General features: G+C 70.8%; 16 protein-coding genes. 9 read left to right on the top strand and 7 right to left on the bottom strand.

What is annotated here, in order from left to right; translation table 11 throughout:
- Window positions 1–242 precede the first annotated feature (242 nt).
- Together KCH48_RS18320 and idi are read left to right on the top strand one after the other, a co-directional pair.
- Window positions 243–1,181: a cation diffusion facilitator family transporter gene (locus KCH48_RS18320; protein ID WP_210575371.1), complete on the top strand. Its 939-nt coding sequence runs from the start codon at window positions 243–245 to the stop codon at window positions 1,179–1,181.
- A gap of 261 nt (window positions 1,182–1,442) precedes the next feature.
- A complete protein-coding gene (idi, locus tag KCH48_RS18315) occupies window positions 1,443–2,036 on the top strand; it encodes an isopentenyl-diphosphate Delta-isomerase (RefSeq protein WP_210575369.1) in 594 nt (197 codons plus the stop codon).
- Window positions 2,037–2,042: 6 nt separating this feature from the next.
- Here idi and KCH48_RS18310 read toward each other — a convergent pair whose 3' ends face one another.
- Window positions 2,043–2,531: an ATP-binding protein gene (locus tag KCH48_RS18310; RefSeq protein WP_210575368.1), complete on the bottom strand. Its 489-nt coding sequence runs from the start codon at window positions 2,529–2,531 to the stop codon at window positions 2,043–2,045.
- Window positions 2,532–2,705: 174 nt separating this feature from the next.
- Here KCH48_RS18310 and KCH48_RS18305 point away from each other — a divergent pair, with 174 nt between their 5' ends.
- Window positions 2,706–3,452, top strand: coding sequence for an enoyl-CoA hydratase/isomerase family protein (locus tag KCH48_RS18305; protein WP_210575367.1), 747 nt, complete (start codon window positions 2,706–2,708; stop codon window positions 3,450–3,452).
- Here KCH48_RS18305 and KCH48_RS18300 read toward each other — a convergent pair.
- Window positions 3,442–4,077: a DJ-1/PfpI family protein gene (locus tag KCH48_RS18300; protein WP_210575366.1), complete on the bottom strand. Its 636-nt coding sequence runs from the start codon at window positions 4,075–4,077 to the stop codon at window positions 3,442–3,444. The two genes, KCH48_RS18305 and KCH48_RS18300, sit on opposite strands and share 11 nt — an antisense overlap.
- A gap of 21 nt (window positions 4,078–4,098) precedes the next feature.
- Window positions 4,099–5,058: a GlxA family transcriptional regulator gene (locus tag KCH48_RS18295; protein WP_210575365.1), complete on the bottom strand. Its 960-nt coding sequence runs from the start codon at window positions 5,056–5,058 to the stop codon at window positions 4,099–4,101.
- Between the two features lie 113 nt (window positions 5,059–5,171).
- Between KCH48_RS18295 and KCH48_RS18290 the strand changes: the two genes are divergently transcribed.
- The 4 genes from KCH48_RS18290 (at window position 5,172) to KCH48_RS18280 (ending at window position 9,437) form a co-directional block, all read left to right on the top strand.
- Window positions 5,172–6,041, top strand: coding sequence for a hypothetical protein (locus KCH48_RS18290; protein WP_210575363.1), 870 nt, complete (start codon window positions 5,172–5,174; stop codon window positions 6,039–6,041).
- Between the two features lie 82 nt (window positions 6,042–6,123).
- Window positions 6,124–6,255, top strand: a complete 132-nt coding sequence (locus KCH48_RS42925; RefSeq protein ID WP_282615148.1) for an LPFR motif small protein — start codon at window positions 6,124–6,126, stop codon at window positions 6,253–6,255.
- Window positions 6,256–6,376: 121 nt separating this feature from the next.
- Window positions 6,377–8,761 carry a Tex family protein gene (locus tag KCH48_RS18285; protein WP_210575362.1) on the top strand — a complete coding sequence of 795 codons (2,385 nt, stop codon included), beginning with the start codon at window positions 6,377–6,379 and terminating at the stop codon, window positions 8,759–8,761.
- A gap of 109 nt (window positions 8,762–8,870) precedes the next feature.
- On the top strand, window positions 8,871–9,437 hold the full coding sequence (locus KCH48_RS18280) for a putative glycolipid-binding domain-containing protein (protein WP_210575360.1): 567 nt from the start codon (window positions 8,871–8,873) through the stop codon (window positions 9,435–9,437).
- 79 nt (window positions 9,438–9,516) lie between these two features.
- Here the strand turns inward: KCH48_RS18280 and KCH48_RS18275 are convergent, their stop codons facing one another.
- Window positions 9,517–11,154, bottom strand: a complete 1,638-nt coding sequence (locus KCH48_RS18275) for an ABC-F family ATP-binding cassette domain-containing protein (RefSeq protein ID WP_210575358.1) — start codon at window positions 11,152–11,154, stop codon at window positions 9,517–9,519.
- A gap of 46 nt (window positions 11,155–11,200) precedes the next feature.
- Window positions 11,201–12,223: an oxidoreductase gene (locus KCH48_RS18270; RefSeq protein ID WP_210575356.1), complete on the bottom strand. Its 1,023-nt coding sequence runs from the start codon at window positions 12,221–12,223 to the stop codon at window positions 11,201–11,203.
- Between the two features lie 66 nt (window positions 12,224–12,289).
- On the opposite strand from KCH48_RS18270, the gene KCH48_RS18265 reads away from it, so the two are divergent.
- Entirely contained in the window at window positions 12,290–13,240 is a 951-nt protein-coding gene (locus tag KCH48_RS18265) for an FAD-dependent oxidoreductase (RefSeq protein ID WP_210575354.1), read from the top strand.
- On the opposite strand, the gene KCH48_RS18260 is transcribed toward KCH48_RS18265, so the two are convergent.
- Window positions 13,182–14,123 (bottom strand): DMT family transporter, encoded by a 942-nt coding sequence (locus KCH48_RS18260; protein ID WP_210575353.1) that lies wholly within the window; start codon window positions 14,121–14,123, stop codon window positions 13,182–13,184. The genes KCH48_RS18265 and KCH48_RS18260 overlap by 59 nt on opposite strands.
- Window positions 14,124–14,208: 85 nt before the next feature.
- On the opposite strand from KCH48_RS18260, the gene KCH48_RS18255 reads away from it, so the two are divergent.
- A complete protein-coding gene (locus KCH48_RS18255) occupies window positions 14,209–14,787 on the top strand; it encodes a TetR/AcrR family transcriptional regulator (protein WP_246885464.1) in 579 nt (192 codons plus the stop codon).
- Here the strand turns inward: KCH48_RS18255 and KCH48_RS18250 are convergent.
- Window positions 14,778–16,487: a BCCT family transporter gene (locus tag KCH48_RS18250; protein WP_210575352.1), complete on the bottom strand. Its 1,710-nt coding sequence runs from the start codon at window positions 16,485–16,487 to the stop codon at window positions 14,778–14,780. The two genes, KCH48_RS18255 and KCH48_RS18250, sit on opposite strands and share 10 nt — an antisense overlap.
- Window positions 16,488–16,566: the final 79 nt, after the last annotated feature.

Genomic DNA, 16,566 nt, shown 5'->3' with positions numbered 1-16,566 from the left:
CTTTGCCGTGATCATCATCGCGGATCGCATGCCCGGGACACAAAATCGCGGTCGCAGAACGGATATTCGCGACAGGGAACGGCGGACGGCCACGCATGGCTCAAACCGATCGCCGACCGACTGACCTGCACTTCGTTTGCGCAGGTCAGAGCATATGACAACGGTGTTCAGTGCCGCGTTGCCCGATACCCCCCGCCCGTAGTTCACTGTGATCCCGGACGGAACACAGGAGGGCTGCCGCCATGGGGGCTGGGCACGATCACGGGCATGCGCACGGCGCATCCGCCGGCGGTACGGCGACCGCCGCGTACCGCGGCCGACTGCGCGTCGCGCTGTCGATCACGCTCGGCGTCATGGTGGTCGAGATCGTCGGCGGCATCGTCGCCGACTCGCTCGCCCTCGTCGCCGACGCGGCGCACATGGCGACGGACGCGCTGGGCCTCGGCATGGCCCTTCTCGCGATCCACTTCTCGGGCCGCCCGGCCACCGGCAAGCGCACCTTCGGGTACGCCCGCGCCGAGATCCTCGCCGCCCTCGCCAACTGTCTGCTGCTGCTCGGGGTCGGCGGCTATGTGCTGTTCGAGGCGATCCAGCGGTTCTTCACGCCGGCCGGCACCGAGGGCGGCCCGATGATCGTGTTCGGCCTGATCGGTCTGGTCGCGAACCTGGTGTCGCTGTCGCTGCTCATGCGCGGTCAGAAGGAGAGCCTGAACGTGCGCGGGGCGTTCCTGGAGGTGGCGGCGGACGCGCTGGGCTCGGTCGCGGTGCTGATCTCCGCGGCCGTGATCCTCACCACGGGCTGGCAGGCCGCCGACCCGATCGCCTCGCTGGTCATCGGCCTGATGATCGTGCCCCGGACCATGAAGCTGCTGCGCGAGACCCTCGACGTCCTGCTGGAGTCGGCCCCGAAGGACGTCGACATGGCGGAGGTACGGGCGCACATACTGGCCCTCGACGGCGTCGAGGACGTCCACGACCTGCACGCCTGGACGATCACCTCCGGCATGCCGGTCCTGTCCGTACACGTCGTCGTGCGCTCCGACGTGCTGAACGCGATCGGCCACGAGAAGATGCTGCACGAGCTCCAGGGCTGCCTCGGCGACCACTTCGACGTCGAGCACTGCACGTTCCAGCTGGAGCCCCACGGTCACGCGGAGCATGAGGCACGGCTCTGCCACTGAGACCGGCGCGCGGGAAGCACATCGGCAACCCGCGCGCGTGCGGCGCGTTCGTAACCGGCGCACGTGGAGCGCATCGGTCCGGCGCGCGCTTGCGTCCTCCCTCTCACAGCCCCACCCGGGGCGGTTCTCCGCCCGGGACGCCGGGCACGATCAACAACCGGGCCCCCGCCCGGCGCGGACATGCGGGCGTGCTGCGAAGTGCCGGGAGTGCCGGATTCGTACGGCACACTTGGGGCGCGAAGACCGATGCGAAGGATGGGTATGCCGATCACACCTGCCACCGCGACGCACAGCTCGTCGAACGGCACCGCGGACGCGATCTTGCTGGAACTGGTCGACGAGAAGGGCGTGACGATCGGCACCGCGGAGAAGCTCGCCGCCCATCAGCCGCCAGGGCAGCTGCACCGCGCCTTCTCCGTCTTCCTCTTCGACGACCACGGCCGGCTGCTGCTCCAGCAGCGGGCGCTGGGCAAGTACCACTCCCCCGGCGTGTGGTCCAACACCTGCTGCGGCCACCCCTACCCGGGCGAGGCCCCCTTCGCGGCGGCGGCCCGGCGGACGTACGAGGAGCTGGGCGCCTCGCCCTCGCTGCTCGCCGAGGCGGGCACGGTCCGCTACAACCACCCGGACCCGGCCTCGGGGCTGGTGGAGCAGGAGTACAACCACCTCTTCGTCGGCATGATGCAGGCGCCGCTGCGGCCCGACCCGGAGGAGGTCGGCGCGACGGCCTTCGTGACCCCGGCCGAGCTGGCGGAGCGGCACGCGAAGGACGTGTTCTCCTCCTGGTTCATGACCGTGCTGGACGCGGCCCGTCCCGCGGTCAGAGAGCTGACGGGCCCGTCGGCCGGCTGGTGAGCGGGGTTACAGCACGCGCGCGGGGGTGAGCGGCAGGGCGGCCCAGATCACCTTGCCGCCGCTCGCGGTGTGCTCGACGTCGCACACCCCGCCCGCCTCCCGGGCGATCTCGCGCACCAGCAGCAGCCCCCGGCCGCCCGTCTGGCCGTGGTCGGCCTCCAGGGCGGTGGGGCGGTAGGGGTGGTTGTCCTCCACCGACACCCGCACCCACTCGGCGCCCACGGCGACCTCCACGGCTAGCATCGGTGACAGCAGCGCCGCATGCCGCACGGCATTCGTGACCAGCTCCGAGACGATCAGCAGTAGGCCCTGGACCAGGTCGTCCGAGACCGGCACCCTCTGACGGAAGAGCAGGTCCCGCACGGCGTGCCGGGCCTGCGGGACCGACACGTCGACAGCCGGAGCGGTGAACCGCCAGACCCCCTCGTACGGCAGCGGATCGGGCCCGTGGTCATCCATGGTCCGGTCGCCACCCTTGCGCTCGATTGTCACCACACCTTGAGTGTTGGCACCCGGTCACCGCGGCCCCGAGGACTGAACAGAAGTCAGCTGATATCGAGCGGTTCTGATCGTTGGCGTATGACACGGTCAGTTGTGGGACTGCTCCTGACCCCCCTTGTGCCGACTTCACAAACTATTCGGGTTGTACGGGCGGATAGCATCCGGCGCATGGAGCCGCAGCTGCTGCACGGTGTCACCGACTCGGTGGCCACCGTCGTCATCCGTCATCCGGCCAAGCGCAACGCCATGACCGCCGACATGTGGCGGTCGCTGCCGCCGCTGCTCGACCGGCTGGCCGCCGACCCGGACGTACGGGCCCTGGTGCTGACCGGCGAGGGCGGGACGTTCTGTGCCGGGGCCGACATCTCCACGCTCCGGGGGTCGCCGGACGAGGCGCAGGGCCTCGCGGTGGATGCGGAGGACGCCCTTGCCGCGTTTCCGAAGCCGACGCTGGCGGCGGTCCGCGGGCACTGTGTGGGCGGTGGCTCGCAGCTGGCGGCGGCCTGTGATCTGCGGTTCGCCGAGGAGGGCGCGCTGTTCGGGGTGACGCCGGCGAAGCTGGGGATCGTGTATCCGGCGTCCTCCACGCGGCGGTTGGTGTCGCTGGTGGGTCCGGCGACGGCCAAGTACCTGCTGTTCTCGGGCGAGTTGATCGACGCGGAGCGGGCGCTGCGCACCGGTCTGGTCGACGAGGTGCTGCCCGAGGGCGAACTCGACAAGCGGGTCGCGGAGTTCGCCCGGATCCTGGTCTCCCGGTCCCAGCTGACACAGGCCGCGGCGAAGGAGTTCGCGAACGGGCGCACCGACCGGGACACCCACTGGGCCGAGCAGGCGCGCGGCAGCGGCGACACCGCGGAGGGCGTCGCCGCGTTCCTGGAGCGCAGGCCGCCGCGCTTCACCTGGACTACGTCATGATGAACCGGCTGCGCGAGCGGAGGGCGTCGACGATGTGCGCGGGCGCCTTCTGCGGTGACCCGGCGTCGTACGGCGGCTGAGGGTCGTACTCCGTGGCCAGTTGTACGGCTTGGGCGTGGTCGTCGCCGGCGATGCGCCCGAGCAGGGTGAGCGCCATGTCGATGCCGGACGAGACGCCGGCCGCGGTGACGTACTTGCTGTCGAGGACGACCCGCTCCCCCGTCGGTTCGGCGCCGAACCGCTTCAGCTGCTCCAGCGCCAGCCAGTGCGAGGTCGCCCGGCGGCCCCGGAGGAGTCCGGCGGCGGCGAGCAGCAGGGAGCCCGTGCACACGGAGGTGGTCCAGGTGCTGGTGGCGTCGACCGCGCGCAGCCAGTCCAGCAGGTGACCGTCCTCCATCAGCGCGCCCTGGCCGGGACCGCCGGCCACCACCACGATGTCGGGCCTGGGCACCTCGTCCAGGGCCTTGTCGGCGATGAGGGCGAGGGCTCCGTTGTCCGAGCGGACGGGTCCGGCCTCCTTGGCGACGAAGACGGTCTCCGCGTCCGGTGTGCGGGACAGGATCTCGTAGGGGCCGACGGCGTCGAGGGCGGTGAACCGGTCGAACACGACCAGGGCGATCTGCATCGGATTCCTTTCGGCGGGCGTTCAACGGGCGGGTGCGGGGCGGAAGCGGCGGCGGTACTCGGCCGGGGCCGTCCCCAGGGACTTCACGAAGGCACGCCGCATGGCCTCGGGGGTGCCGTAGCCGCTGGTGCGCGATATCTCCTCGATGCCGTAGCTCGTGTCCTCCAGCAGGCGGCGGGCGTGTTCGAGGCGGACGCGGTCGACGTACCGGCCTGGGGTCATGCCGGTCTCGGTCTGGAAGGCGCGGGCGAAGTGGCGGGGCGAGAGGCGGGCGCGGGCGGCCAGTGACTCGACGGTCAGATCGGCGTCCGGATGCTCGGTGATCCACTGCTGGACCTCGCGGAGCGGTTCGCGCTGTGCGGTCTGGGCGGCGAGCTGGGCGCTGAACTGGGCCTGGTTCCCCGGGCGGCGTAGGAAGACCACCAGGTGGCGGGCGATCGTCAGGGCCACCTCACGTCCCAGGTCCTCCTCGACCAGGGCGAGCGCGAGGTCGATGCCGGAGGTGACACCCGCCGACGTGGACACCTGGCCGTCGCGGATGTAGATGGGGTCGGCGTCGACCCGCACGGCCGGGTGGTCGCAGGCCAGCTTGTCGGCGTACGCCCAGTGGGTCGTGGCGCGGCGGCCGTCCAGGAGGCCCGCCTCGGCGAGCAGGATCGCCCCGGTGCAGACGGAGACCAGGCGTTCGGCACGCGGGCCGTGCTCGCGTAGCCAGTCGGCGAGACGCACGTCCGGGCGGCGGGTGCCCTGACCGCCGGGGACGAGGAGGGTGTGCGGGTCGGGTACCGCGTCCAGGGCCCCGTCCGGTACGAGGGTCAGGCCGCTGGACGTACGCACGGGGGCGCCGTCCAGGGAGGCCGTACGGATGCGATACGTCCCCGGCGTGTGTTTCTCCGCCCCCGCGAAGACCTCCACCGGGCCGGTGACATCGAGGCTCTGCACGCCGTCGAAGAGGAGGACGAGAACGGTTCGCTGCGCCATGCCACCGATTCTGGGTGAGCCTGAAGATGGCCGCAATGACGAGTTCCCCACCTTTTCCGCCCTCGGCCAGGGGACTGTGGAGCACGAACCGACCGGTCAGTAATGTTCGCGGCATGACTGTTGCCACCATCGATCCGCGCGCCGGCCGGCGCTGCCACAACGCGCTCAACGCCCTGCACTCCGCGCACTACTTCGCACCCGAGGTCGGCAAGGAGCTGGGCGCGCTCGGGGTCACGGACCCCAGGGCCGTCAATTTCGCCGTGCGGGCGGCCGCGTTGGGTCCGGTGGGGCCCGGGACGGTGGCGGCGACGTTCTACAACTACAAGTACGAGCTGGTGGCCCGGCATGTGCCGGCGGTGTGGGCGATCGCCTCACCCGACGCCGTTCTGGCGGCACGCGCGCGTGGGGTCGATTCCGCGCTGCGCCGCCTCCTGGGTGAGCAGGTGGTGACCTCGCCGGAGATGGCGGAGGCCGCGCGTCTCGCACTGCGGGCGGCCGAGGCCTGTACACGCGGCGCCCGGCCGCTGTACGCCGCCCACGCCGACCTGCCGGTGCCCGAGGAACCGCATCTGGCGTACTGGCACGCGGCGACGCTGCTGCGCGAGCACCGGGGCGACGGGCATCTCACGGTGCTGGTGTCGGCCGGGCTCGACGGTCTGGAGGCGCTGGCGACCCACACGGCGACCGGCAAGGGCTTCTCGCCGAAGTGGGTGTTCGGCACGCGTGGCTGGCGCCAGGAGGAGTGGGACGCGGCGAAGGGACGGCTGCGGGAGCGCGGGCTGGTGGACGCGGCGGGCGAGCTGACCGAGCAGGGGGTCGCGCTCCGGGCGGAGATCGAGCAGGAGACCGACCGGCTGGACCGTGCGCCCTACGAGCACCTGGGAGCCGAGGATGTGCAGCGGCTGACGGAGCTGGCAACCGGGTTCGCCCGCGCCGTGGTCGCCGCCGGGGCGTTCCCCGAGGATCTGTTCGGCAAGGGCTGAGCCGGCCGCCGGGCATGGCGTGACCTGGGCGAGGTACTCGGTCTTTCCCGGCCACCGGGGCCGGATGAGAAAGGGGATGCCCATGCTCCGTGCGATTGCTGACGTGTTGCGACAGATCGGTGGGGCCATCGCCACCGTGGTGACGCTGCCTTTCCGGGCGGTGGCCCGGCTGCTGGGCGGCGCCTCGGGCGGCGCGCGGCGACGCAGGGTCTGATCTCGCCCGCTTCTGACCTCACGCCCGCTTCGACAGGGCCGGGGTGCCGCCCCGATCCCCGATTGTCGGTGTCACCTGCCACAATTGCCGCGCAACCTCAGTGAGAAGGCGGTACGGGATCGTGACGACACCCGGGTCCATCGAAGCAGGGTCCATCGAAGGCAGGATCGCCGAGGAGCTCGGCGTACGGGAGCGGCAGGTCAAGGCTGCCGTGGAGTTGCTCGACGGCGGTTCGACGGTGCCCTTCATCGCCCGCTACCGCAAGGAAGCGACCGAGATGCTCGACGATGCGCAGCTGCGCACGCTCGAGGAGCGGCTGCGCTATCTGCGGGAGCTGGAGGAGCGGCGGGCGGCGATCCTCGACTCGGTGCGCGAGCAGGGCAAGCTCACCGACGAGTTGGAGGCGCGGATCCGCGGCGCCGAGACCAAGGCGCGGCTCGAGGACATCTACCTGCCGTTCAAGCCGAAGCGGCGGACCAAGGCGCAGATCGCGCGTGAGGCCGGGCTGGAGCCCCTCGCGGAGGGCCTGCTCGGCGATCCGACGATCGAGCCCCTGGCCGCCGCGGCGGCGTTCGTCGACGCGGACAAGGGAGTCGCCGATCTGCAGGCCGCCCTGGACGGCGCGCGGGCGATCCTCACCGAGCGGTTCTCGGAGGACGCCGACCTGATCGGCGAGCTGCGCGAGCGCATGTGGGTGCGCGGGCGGCTGGCCGCCAAGGTGCGGGAGGGCAAGGAGGAGGCGGGCGCCAAGTTCTCCGACTACTTCGACTTCGCCGAGCCGTTCACCGCATTGCCCTCGCACCGGATCCTCGCCATGCTGCGCGGCGAGAAGGAGGAGGTCCTCGACCTCGTCCTGGAGCCGGAGGAGCCCACAGACGGGCCGTCGTCTTACGAGGGGATGATCGCCGCGAAGTTCGGCGTCACCGATCGCGGCCGCCCCGGCGACAAGTGGCTCACGGACACGGTCCGCTGGGCCTGGCGCACCCGCATCCTCGTCCACCTCGGCCTCGACCTGCGCCTTCGGCTGCGTACGGCCGCCGAGGACGAGGCGGTCAACGTCTTCGCCGCCAACCTGCGCGACCTGCTGCTCGCCGCCCCGGCCGGCACGCGCTCGACGCTGGGGCTGGACCCGGGCTTCCGTACGGGTGTGAAGGTCGCCGTCGTCGACGCCACCGGCAAGGTCGTGGCGACCGACGTGATCCACCCGCACGTCCCGGCGAACCGGTGGGACGAGGCGATCGCCAAGCTGGCGCGGCTGGCGAAGGAGCACGCGGTCGAGCTGATCGCGATCGGCAACGGCACGGCCTCCCGGGAGACCGACAAGCTCGCCGGTGAACTGATCACCAAGCACCCGGAGTTGAAGCTCACCAAGGTGATGGTGTCCGAGGCGGGCGCCTCCGTGTACTCGGCCTCCGCCTTCGCCTCGCAGGAGCTGCCGGACATGGACGTGTCCCTGCGCGGTGCGGTGTCGATCGCGCGCCGGCTCCAGGACCCGCTGGCCGAGCTGGTGAAGATCGACCCGAAGTCGATCGGTGTCGGCCAGTACCAGCACGACCTGTCCGAAGTGAAGCTGTCGCGCTCGCTGGACGCGGTGGTCGAGGACTGCGTGAACGGCGTCGGGGTCGACGTCAACACGGCCTCCGCGCCCCTCCTCGCGCGCGTGTCCGGCATCTCCTCCGGGCTCGCCGAGAACATCGTGTCGCACCGTGACACCAACGGCCCGTTCAAGTCGCGGTCCGAGCTGAAGGGCGTGGCACGGCTCGGTCCGAAGGCGTACGAGCAGTGCGCGGGCTTCCTGCGGATCCGGGGCGGCCACGACCCGCTGGACGCGTCGAGCGTTCACCCCGAGGCCTATCCCGTCGTACGGCGGATGGTGCAGACGTCCGGACAGGAGGTCGCCTCGCTCGTCGGCAACACGGCTGTGCTGCGGTCGCTGAAGCCGCAGGAGTTCGTCGACGAGACCTTCGGTCTGCCGACCGTCACCGACATCCTCAAGGAACTGGAGAAGCCGGGCCGCGACCCGCGGCCCGCGTTCAAGACCGCCACCTTCAAGGAGGGCGTCGAGAAGATCTCCGACCTGTCCTCCGGGATGGTCCTCGAAGGGGTCGTGACGAACGTGGCGGCCTTCGGGGCGTTCGTCGACATCGGTGTGCACCAGGACGGGCTGGTGCATGTGTCCGCGATGTCGAAGACGTTCGTCAAGGATCCGCGGGATGTGGTCAAGCCCGGCGACATCGTCAAGGTGAAGGTCCTGGACATTGACATCCCGCGCAAGCGGATCTCCCTGACGCTGCGGCTGGACGACGAGAGCGCTCCGCAGGGCGGCGGACAGGGCGAGGGCGGCGAGCGGCGACAGCGGGGTGGGCGTCCTCCGCAGCAGCGGCAGGGCCGGGGCGGCGGTGGTGGAGGCGGCTCGCGTCAGGCGGCGCCGCCGCCGGGCAACAGCGCGATGGCCGATGCACTTCGCCGGGCCGGCCTGGTCGATCGCAAGGATGGGCGGCGTTGAGTTGACCGTCTGAGGGTTGTGGGGAGCTGCGGGTCCGTTGTGGCTGGTCGCGCAGTTCCCCGCGCCCCTACGGGGCGCGGTCAGAGCGCTGCGGATCTAGAGTGACCGTATGCCGACGTCGCGCGTCATCACCTGGGGAGTCTCGGAGAGCAAAGGCATCGAGACCGCCTGGATCGAGCTGACCGACGGTGCCCTGCGGGCCCGTGGCCGGGCGGTGGGGACGGTTCCGCAGCCGTACTGGATCTCGTACGAACTCGACACCGCCGACGGCTTCGTGACCCGGCGGCTGCGGGTCACGGCCGAGACCCACTCCGGCACACAGGATCTCGATCTGCGGCATGACGGTGAGGGCCGGTGGACCGCGGACGGCGAGCGGTTGCCCGGCATCGACGGTGCCCTCGACTGCGACCTCGGCCTCTGCCCGCTCACCAACACGATGCCGGTGCTGCGGCACGGGCTCCATCGCACGCCGGGTGAGGAGGACTTCCTCATGGCCTGGGTCTCGGTGCCGGACCTGACCGTCCAGCCGTCACCGCAGCGCTACACCCACCTCGACCGCGGACGCGTCCGCTTCACCTCGGGCGACTTCCGCAGCAACCTCGTCTTCGACGCGGACGGCTTGGTCGTCGACTATCCGGGGCTGGCCACACGTCTGACCGGTTCTGCAACCCCCTAGGGGCGCGGGGAACTGCGCGACCAGCCACGACGGCGCCGCAGACGAAAGACAACACATCGCGGCACTACCCAGCGGAGCGCTAGCGCTCGGTCACCTTGCCGTCCGCTACCTCCACCCGGCGCGTCACATGAACGGCCTCCAGCATGCGCCGATCGTGAGTGACCAAAAGCAGCGTGCCCTCGTACGAATCCAGAGCCGACTCCAGTTGCTCGATGGCCGGCAGGTCGAGGTGGTTGGTCGGCTCGTCCAAGACCAGGAGATTGACGCCCCGTCCCTGGAGCAGGGCGAGCGCCGCTCTGGTCCGCTCACCCGGTGACAGCGTGGCCGCCGCGCGCAATACGTGGTCCGACTTCAGGCCGAACTTGGCGAGCAGCGTCCGCACCTCGGCCGGTTCCGTGTCGGGGATGGCCGCGCCGAAGGCGTCCAGCAGGGACTCCGGGCCGTGGAACACCTTGCGGGCCTGGTCGACCTCGCCGACGAGGACGCCGGAGCCGAGGGAGGCCTGGCCCGCGTCCACGGGGATCCGGCCGAGCAGGGCGCCGAGCAGGGTCGACTTGCCCGCGCCGTTCGCGCCCGTCACGGCCACCCGGTCCGCCCAGTCGATCTGCAGGGACACCGGGCCGAGGACGAAGTCACCGCGTCGCACCTCGGCGTCGCGCAGGGTGGCGACGACGGCGCCGGAACGCGGGGCCGCCGCGATCTCCATCCGCAGTTCCCACTCCTTGCGCGGCTCCTCGACGACATCGAGGCGTTCGATCATGCGCTGCGTCTGGCGGGCCTTCGCGGCCTGCTTCTCGCTGGCCTCGCTGCGGAACTTGCGGCCGATCTTGTCGTTGTCGCTGGCCTTGCGGCGCGCGTTCTTCACGCCCTTGTCCATCCAGGTGCGCTGCATCTGCGCCCGGTCCTGGAGGGCCGCCTTCTTGTCGGCGTACTCCTCGTAGCCCTCGCGGGCGTGCCGCCGGGCCGTCTCGCGTTCCTCCAGGTAGGCCTCGTAGCCGCCGCCGTAGAGGTTGATCTGTCCCTGTACGAGGTCGAGTTCGAGGATCTTGGTGACGGTGCGGGCGAGGAACTCGCGGTCGTGGCTGACGACTACCGTGCCGGCGCGCAGGCCGCTCACAAAGCGTTCGAGGCGTTCCAGGCCGTCCAGGTCGAGGTCGTTGGTCGGCTCGTCGAGCAGGAAGACGTCGTAGCGGGAGAGCAGGAGGGAGGCAAGGCCCGCGCGGGCCGCCTGGCCGCCGGAGAGGGACGTCATCGCCTGGTCGAGGTCGACTGCGAGGCCCAGTGAGTCGGTGACCTCCGCGGCCCGTTCGTCCAGGTCGGCGCCGCCGAGGTCGAGCCAGCGCTCCAGGCTCGTCGCGTACGCGTCGTCGGCGCCCGGTGTTCCGTCGACGAGCGCCTGGGTGGCCTCGTCCATCGTGTGCTGGGCCTCGGCCACGCCGGTGCGGCGGGCCAGGAACTCCCGTACGGTCTCGCCCGGGCGGCGCTCCGGTTCCTGCGGGAGGTGGCCGATGGTCGCCGTGGGCGGCGAGAGGCGCAGCTCGCCCTCCTCCGGCGCGGTGAGTCCGGCGAGGATCCGCAGCAGCGTGGACTTGCCGGCGCCGTTGGCCCCGACCAGGCCGATCACATCGCCGGGCGCGACGACGAGGTCGAGCCCGGTGAACAGCGCGCGGTCGCCGTGGCCGGCGGCGAGGTTCTTGGCGACGAGGGTGGCAGTCATCAGACCGTCGATCCTAGTGGCCCCACGGAGTCGGTCGCGCCCGGAATCATCCGTGCGCCATCGCCTCCACCAGCACGCTTCCCGACGTCCGCGCCACCACGAAGGACTCCCCCTTCACCGCCTTGGCGTCCAGGGCGATGCGATGCCGGCCGGGTTCCAGGATCCCGTCGAAGACCTCGTGGGCGTGGGTGCGGTAGAGACGGTCGAGGCGGTACGCGGTGAGCTGGACCCGGCACGGCGAGGTGACCTCGATGCCCGCCTCGCCGTCGGCGGCGACCAGCCGGGTCAGCCGGCGCCGGTCGGGAGGGCTGCGGTCCAGGGCGTGTTCGATCTGGGCGACGAGCAGCGGGACGATCGGGGCGAGTCCGTCGACGTAGGCGACATCGACACCGGCGCGATCGAAGGCGGCGCGTACGGCGGCACGTTCCTCCTGGGTGACGGCGCGGCCGAAGGCGACGGCGCCGTAGCCGCGCAGTTCGTCGGCAGGGGCGTCGGTCGCGTCGCGGGTGATGTCGGCGCCGATGCCGATGGCGCGCAGTGCGGCGGCGAGCTTGGCCAGCAGGGCGACGCGGGCACCGATGAGCAGGACGCGGCGGCGGGCGCTGCCGGAGCCGTCCAGCAGGGAGGTGAGCGCCGTCCGGTACTCGGCACCGCGGAAGCGGAACGGCCCTATGCCGTGGTAGCCGTTGAGTGACAGGTCGGCGTAGTCGTCCGTCTGCCAGGCGAAGTCGCGCCAGAGGTAGTCGTCGCCTACCTGCTCGATGACGGCGGTGACAGCCCCGCACCCCAGCTCCTCGCATTCGGGACAGCCGTAGATGACGTACCGGCCGCCGGGCAGGGGTGCGTCGGTCTCCAGCAGCAGGCTGCGGACCTGGGCGGTGAAGATCGCGGGTGGGACGTCCGAGGCGAGTGGGGAGACGGCGTCGAGGTCGGAGAGCTGGAAGAGCAGCGGACGGTCGTTCACGATGAAGTCCACGAAATCACGGTGTACTTGGTAGTCACCGTTGGCGAGGACCCCACCGGCACGTATCGCCGGTGCCAGGCCGAAGGTCGCGTACTCGGCAGACATGCTGTGAGTATCCCCAGTAGGAACGCTCTCCGAGCACGGCATGACACATTCCGCTACCGTCCCCGGGTGAGCAGTGAAACGAACGACGAGATCATCGTGGTCGGCGGCGGGGTCATCGGGCTGACCACGGCCGTCGTCCTCGCCGAGCGGGGCCGCCGGGTGCGGGTGTGGACGCGGGATCCCGTGGAGCGGACCACCTCGGCGGTCGCGGGCGCGCTGTGGTGGCCGTACCGGATCGAGCCGGTCGCGCAGGCGCGCAGGTGGGCGCTGCGGTCGCTCGATGTGTACGAGGAGTTGGCGGGACGGCCCGAGGTGACCGGCGTACGCCTGGTCGAAGGGGTATTGGGCGAGACCGGTCCCGAGGATGCCTGGGCCGCCGAGCGGCTGCCGGGGCTGCGTCCGGCGACCGCCGAGGAGTACCAGGGCAGGGGGTTGTGGGCGCGGCTGCCGCTGATCGACATGGCGGTCCATCTGCCGTGGCTGCGCGAGCGGTTCCTCGGGGCGGGCGGGGCGATCGAGGTGCGTACGGTGTCCGCCTTCGCGGAGGCCGACGCGCCCGTCGTGGTCAACTGCGCCGGGCTGGGGGCGCGGGAGCTGGTGCCGGACGCCTCCGTACGGCCTGTGCGCGGGCAGTTGGTAGTCGTGGAGAACCCCGGCATCCGGACGTGGCTGGTCTCCAAGGACGCCGCCGGGGCGATGGCGTACTTCTTTCCGCAGCCCGGCCGGTTGCTGCTGGGCGGCACGGCGGTCGAGGACGACTTCTCGACCGAGCCGGATCCGGCGGTGGCGGAGGCGATCGTACGGCGGTGTGCGGCGCTGCGGCCGGAGATCGCCGGGGCGCGGGTGCTGGGCCATCGGGTCGGGCTGCGGCCCGCGCGGGACTCCGTCCGGCTGGAGCGCGAACCGCTGCCGGACGGGCGGCTGTTGGTGCACAACTACGGCCATGGCGGCGCGGGTATCACCGTGGCGTGGGGCTGCGCGGAGGATGCGGCCGGGGCCGTCGACGAGCGGTCGTGACCCGCTCGTGCCCCGCCCGTGGGCTCGCGCCGTGCACGACGGCGACCGCCGAGAGGGCGACCGCCAGGCCGGCGGCGGTCTGCACGGTGAACGGCTCACCGAACATGGCGGCACCCCAGACGGCCGTGACGGGGGCCATGAGGAACATCAGCGTGTTGACCTGGGTCACTCCCGAGCGCTGCAGCACCAGCCAGTACAGCCCGTAGCCGCCGAACGTCGACAGCGTCACGAGCCACACGGTGGCCAGCCAGAACGACGGGGCGGAGGAGGGGGCGGCGGCCCCGGCCGCGAAGGCGGCGACCGTGAAGACGAGTGCGCTGGTGGTGCAGTGGACGGTCATCGACACCAGGGGCGTCACCTGTGTCCGGGAACGCTCTTCGAGAAAGGTGGCCGCCACCAGCGAGAGCATCCCGGCGAACGGGACGAGATAGACCCACCAGGCGACGGCGCCGGCCGCCGAGGCGTCGGCCGTGGTGACGACGGCGACACCGGCGAGGCCCAGGCACAGGCCGAGCCACTGCCGCGCCGAGACGTACTGGCGCAGCAGCGGCCCGGCGAGCGCGCCCGCGACGAGGGGCTGGGTGCCGTCGATCAGGGCGGTCGTGCCGCTGGAGACGCCGAGCTGGATAGCGTAGTAGACGGTGAGCAGATAGCCGCTCTGGGAGAGCAGCCCGATCGCGATCTGCCGTGCGATGTCACGCGTGGTCAGTCCCTGCCACGACGCCCACCCGCGCCCGATCGCGACCGCGACGAGGATGGCGGCCAGCGGCAGAAACCGCCACATCAGGAGCGTCACCGCGCCCGCGTGCTCCGTGCCCAGCTTGGCGCCGACGAACCCCGAGCTCCAGCAGAGCACGAAGGCGGCCGACAGCAAGATGTTCATGGTCCACCACTCACCACTCATCGCGCGGCTATACAGATCGGTCTACCTACTCAGACCACTATACAGATCGGTATAGTCAGGTGCCATGAGTGCCAGGCGGATCACGATGACCCCCGGCGCGCACCGCGTTCTCGCGGCGGCGTCCCGGCTGTTCTACGAGCGCGGCATCCACGCGGTCGGGGTGGACCTGATCGCCGCCGAGGCCGGAGTGACGAAGAAGACGCTCTACGACCGCTTCGGGTCGAAGGACCAGATCGTCGTCGAGTACCTCGCCGACCGCGACGAGCGCTGGCGGCGCTTCGTCGCGGAGCGGCTGGATCGCGTGGAGCCGGGATCCGTCGACCGCGTGCTCACGGTGTTCGACGCGTCCCGGTCCTGGATGACCGAGCGCAGCCCGAAGGGGTGCGGCATGGTCAACGCCCACGCCGAGATCAGCGATCCCGCCCACCCGGCCTACGCGATCATCACCGGGCAGAAGCAGTGGATGCTGGAGCTCTTCACCGATCTGGTCGGGGAAGTCGCGCCCGGCCGGGCCGACCAACTGGCCCCCGCGCTGATGCTGCTGCACGAGGGCGCGCTGGTCGCCCACGGCCTGCGCATCTTCCCCGACCCGATCGGCCGTGCCCGCGACGAGGCGGGCGAACTCCTCCGCACTCAGCGGTAGTCGTGCCCCAGCGGGTCGCCCTCCGTCTCCGTGCCGGGGCCCGGTCCGACCCTGATCCCGAAATCGCCGTCGTACTTCTGATGGCCCTCGATCACGGCGAGTTCGACGGCCTCGGAGCCCATCGCGTTGCGCACGATCACGGGGTCGTGACGCAGATCGCGCATGAGGGCGACGCACATCCCGATCATCACGAGGACGAACGGCGCGGCGGCGAGGATCGTGAGGTTCTGCAGGCCGGCGAGCGCATCGCCCTTGCCGCTGCCGATGAGCAGCATGATCGCGGCGACGGCTCCGGTCACCACGCCCCAGAAGATCACGACGAGACGGCCGGGTTCGAGGGCTCCCTTCTGAGAGAGCGTGCCCATCACGATGGACGCGGCGTCGGCTCCGGAGACGAAGAAGATGCCGACCAGGATCATCACGAGCAGGCTGGTGACCGTCGCGATGGGGTATTCCTGCAGGACGCCGAAGAGCTGGCCCTCGGGCGTCGCCTCTTCGCCGAGCCGGCCGGCCTCCTGCAGCTTCATCGCCGAACCGCCGAAGACCGCGAACCAGACGAGAGAGACGGTGCTCGGTACGAGGATGACGCCGCCGATGAACTGCCGGATGGTCCGGCCGCGGCTGATGCGGGCGATGAACATACCGACGAACGGCGTCCAGGAGATCCACCACGCCCAGTAGAAGACCGTCCAGCCGCTCAGCCACTCCGCGACGCCCTCGCCGCCGCTGGCCTCGGTGCGCCCTGCGAGCTGCGGCAGGTCACCCACGAAGGAGAAGACCGAGGTGGGCAGCAGATCGAGGACGATGACAGTCGGGCCTGCGATGAACACGAAGATGGCGAGCAGCAGCGCCAGCACCATGTTGGTGTTGGACAGCCACTGGATGCCGCGCTCGACGCCCGAGACGGCCGAGGCGACGAAGGCCAGCGTCAGTACGGCGATGATGGTGACGAGCAGTGCGGTGCTCGCCTTGTCCAACCAGTCCAGCTCTGTGAGTCCGGAGCCGATCTGGAGCGCGCCGAGGCCCAGCGAGGTCGCGGAGCCGAAGACGGTGGCGATGATCGCGAGGATGTCGATCGCCCGGCCCGGGTGGCCGTTCGCGTGCTTCTCACCGATGAGCGGGGTGAACACCGCGCTGATCGTCTGGCGTCGGCGTTTACGGAAAGTGCTGTACGCGATGGCGAGGCCGACCACCGCGTAGATCGCCCAGGGGTGCAGGGTCCAGTGGAAGAGGGTGGTGGCCATCGCCGTCTCCATACGCTCCGCGGAGTCGGCGGGGCTGGTGCCCGGCGGGGGTGTGCTGTAGTGCGACAACGGCTCGCTCACACCGTAGAACATCAGGCCGATGCCCATACCGGCGCTGAACATCATCGCGACCCAGGACACGGTTCGGAACTCGGGCTCCTCACCCTCGGTGCCCAGGTGGATCCTGCCGTAGCGGCTGGCCGCCAGCCAGAGCGCGAAAACGACGAAACCGGAGGCGGCGAGCACGAAGGCCCAACCGCCGTTGTGCATCAGGCCGTCGAGCATCTTGGTCGAGGCGCTCTCCAGCGAGTCGGTGGCGACCGCGCCCCAGATCACGAAGGCCACGGTGAGCACGGCGGTGATGCCGAACACCACGCGGTCGGTTTCGTGGCCGGAGCCGCCCGGGACGTCCGAAGGACTTCCCGAGCCTCCCCTCTTCTTCAGGTCTTCTGTCATCGGCGGCACCTTCCCCTGGAGGCCGAATGGAAACACTTGTTCCTGGTTGCGCCCCTAGGAACTACCACAGGTGCCGCCG

It is taken from the genome of Streptomyces sp. GESEQ-4, assembly GCF_017948455.1.
In the GTDB taxonomy this organism is placed as follows: domain Bacteria; phylum Actinomycetota; class Actinomycetes; order Streptomycetales; family Streptomycetaceae; genus Streptomyces.
The sequence above is the reverse complement of the archived record's forward strand: the minus strand, read 5'-3'. Positions and strand labels throughout refer to the sequence as shown.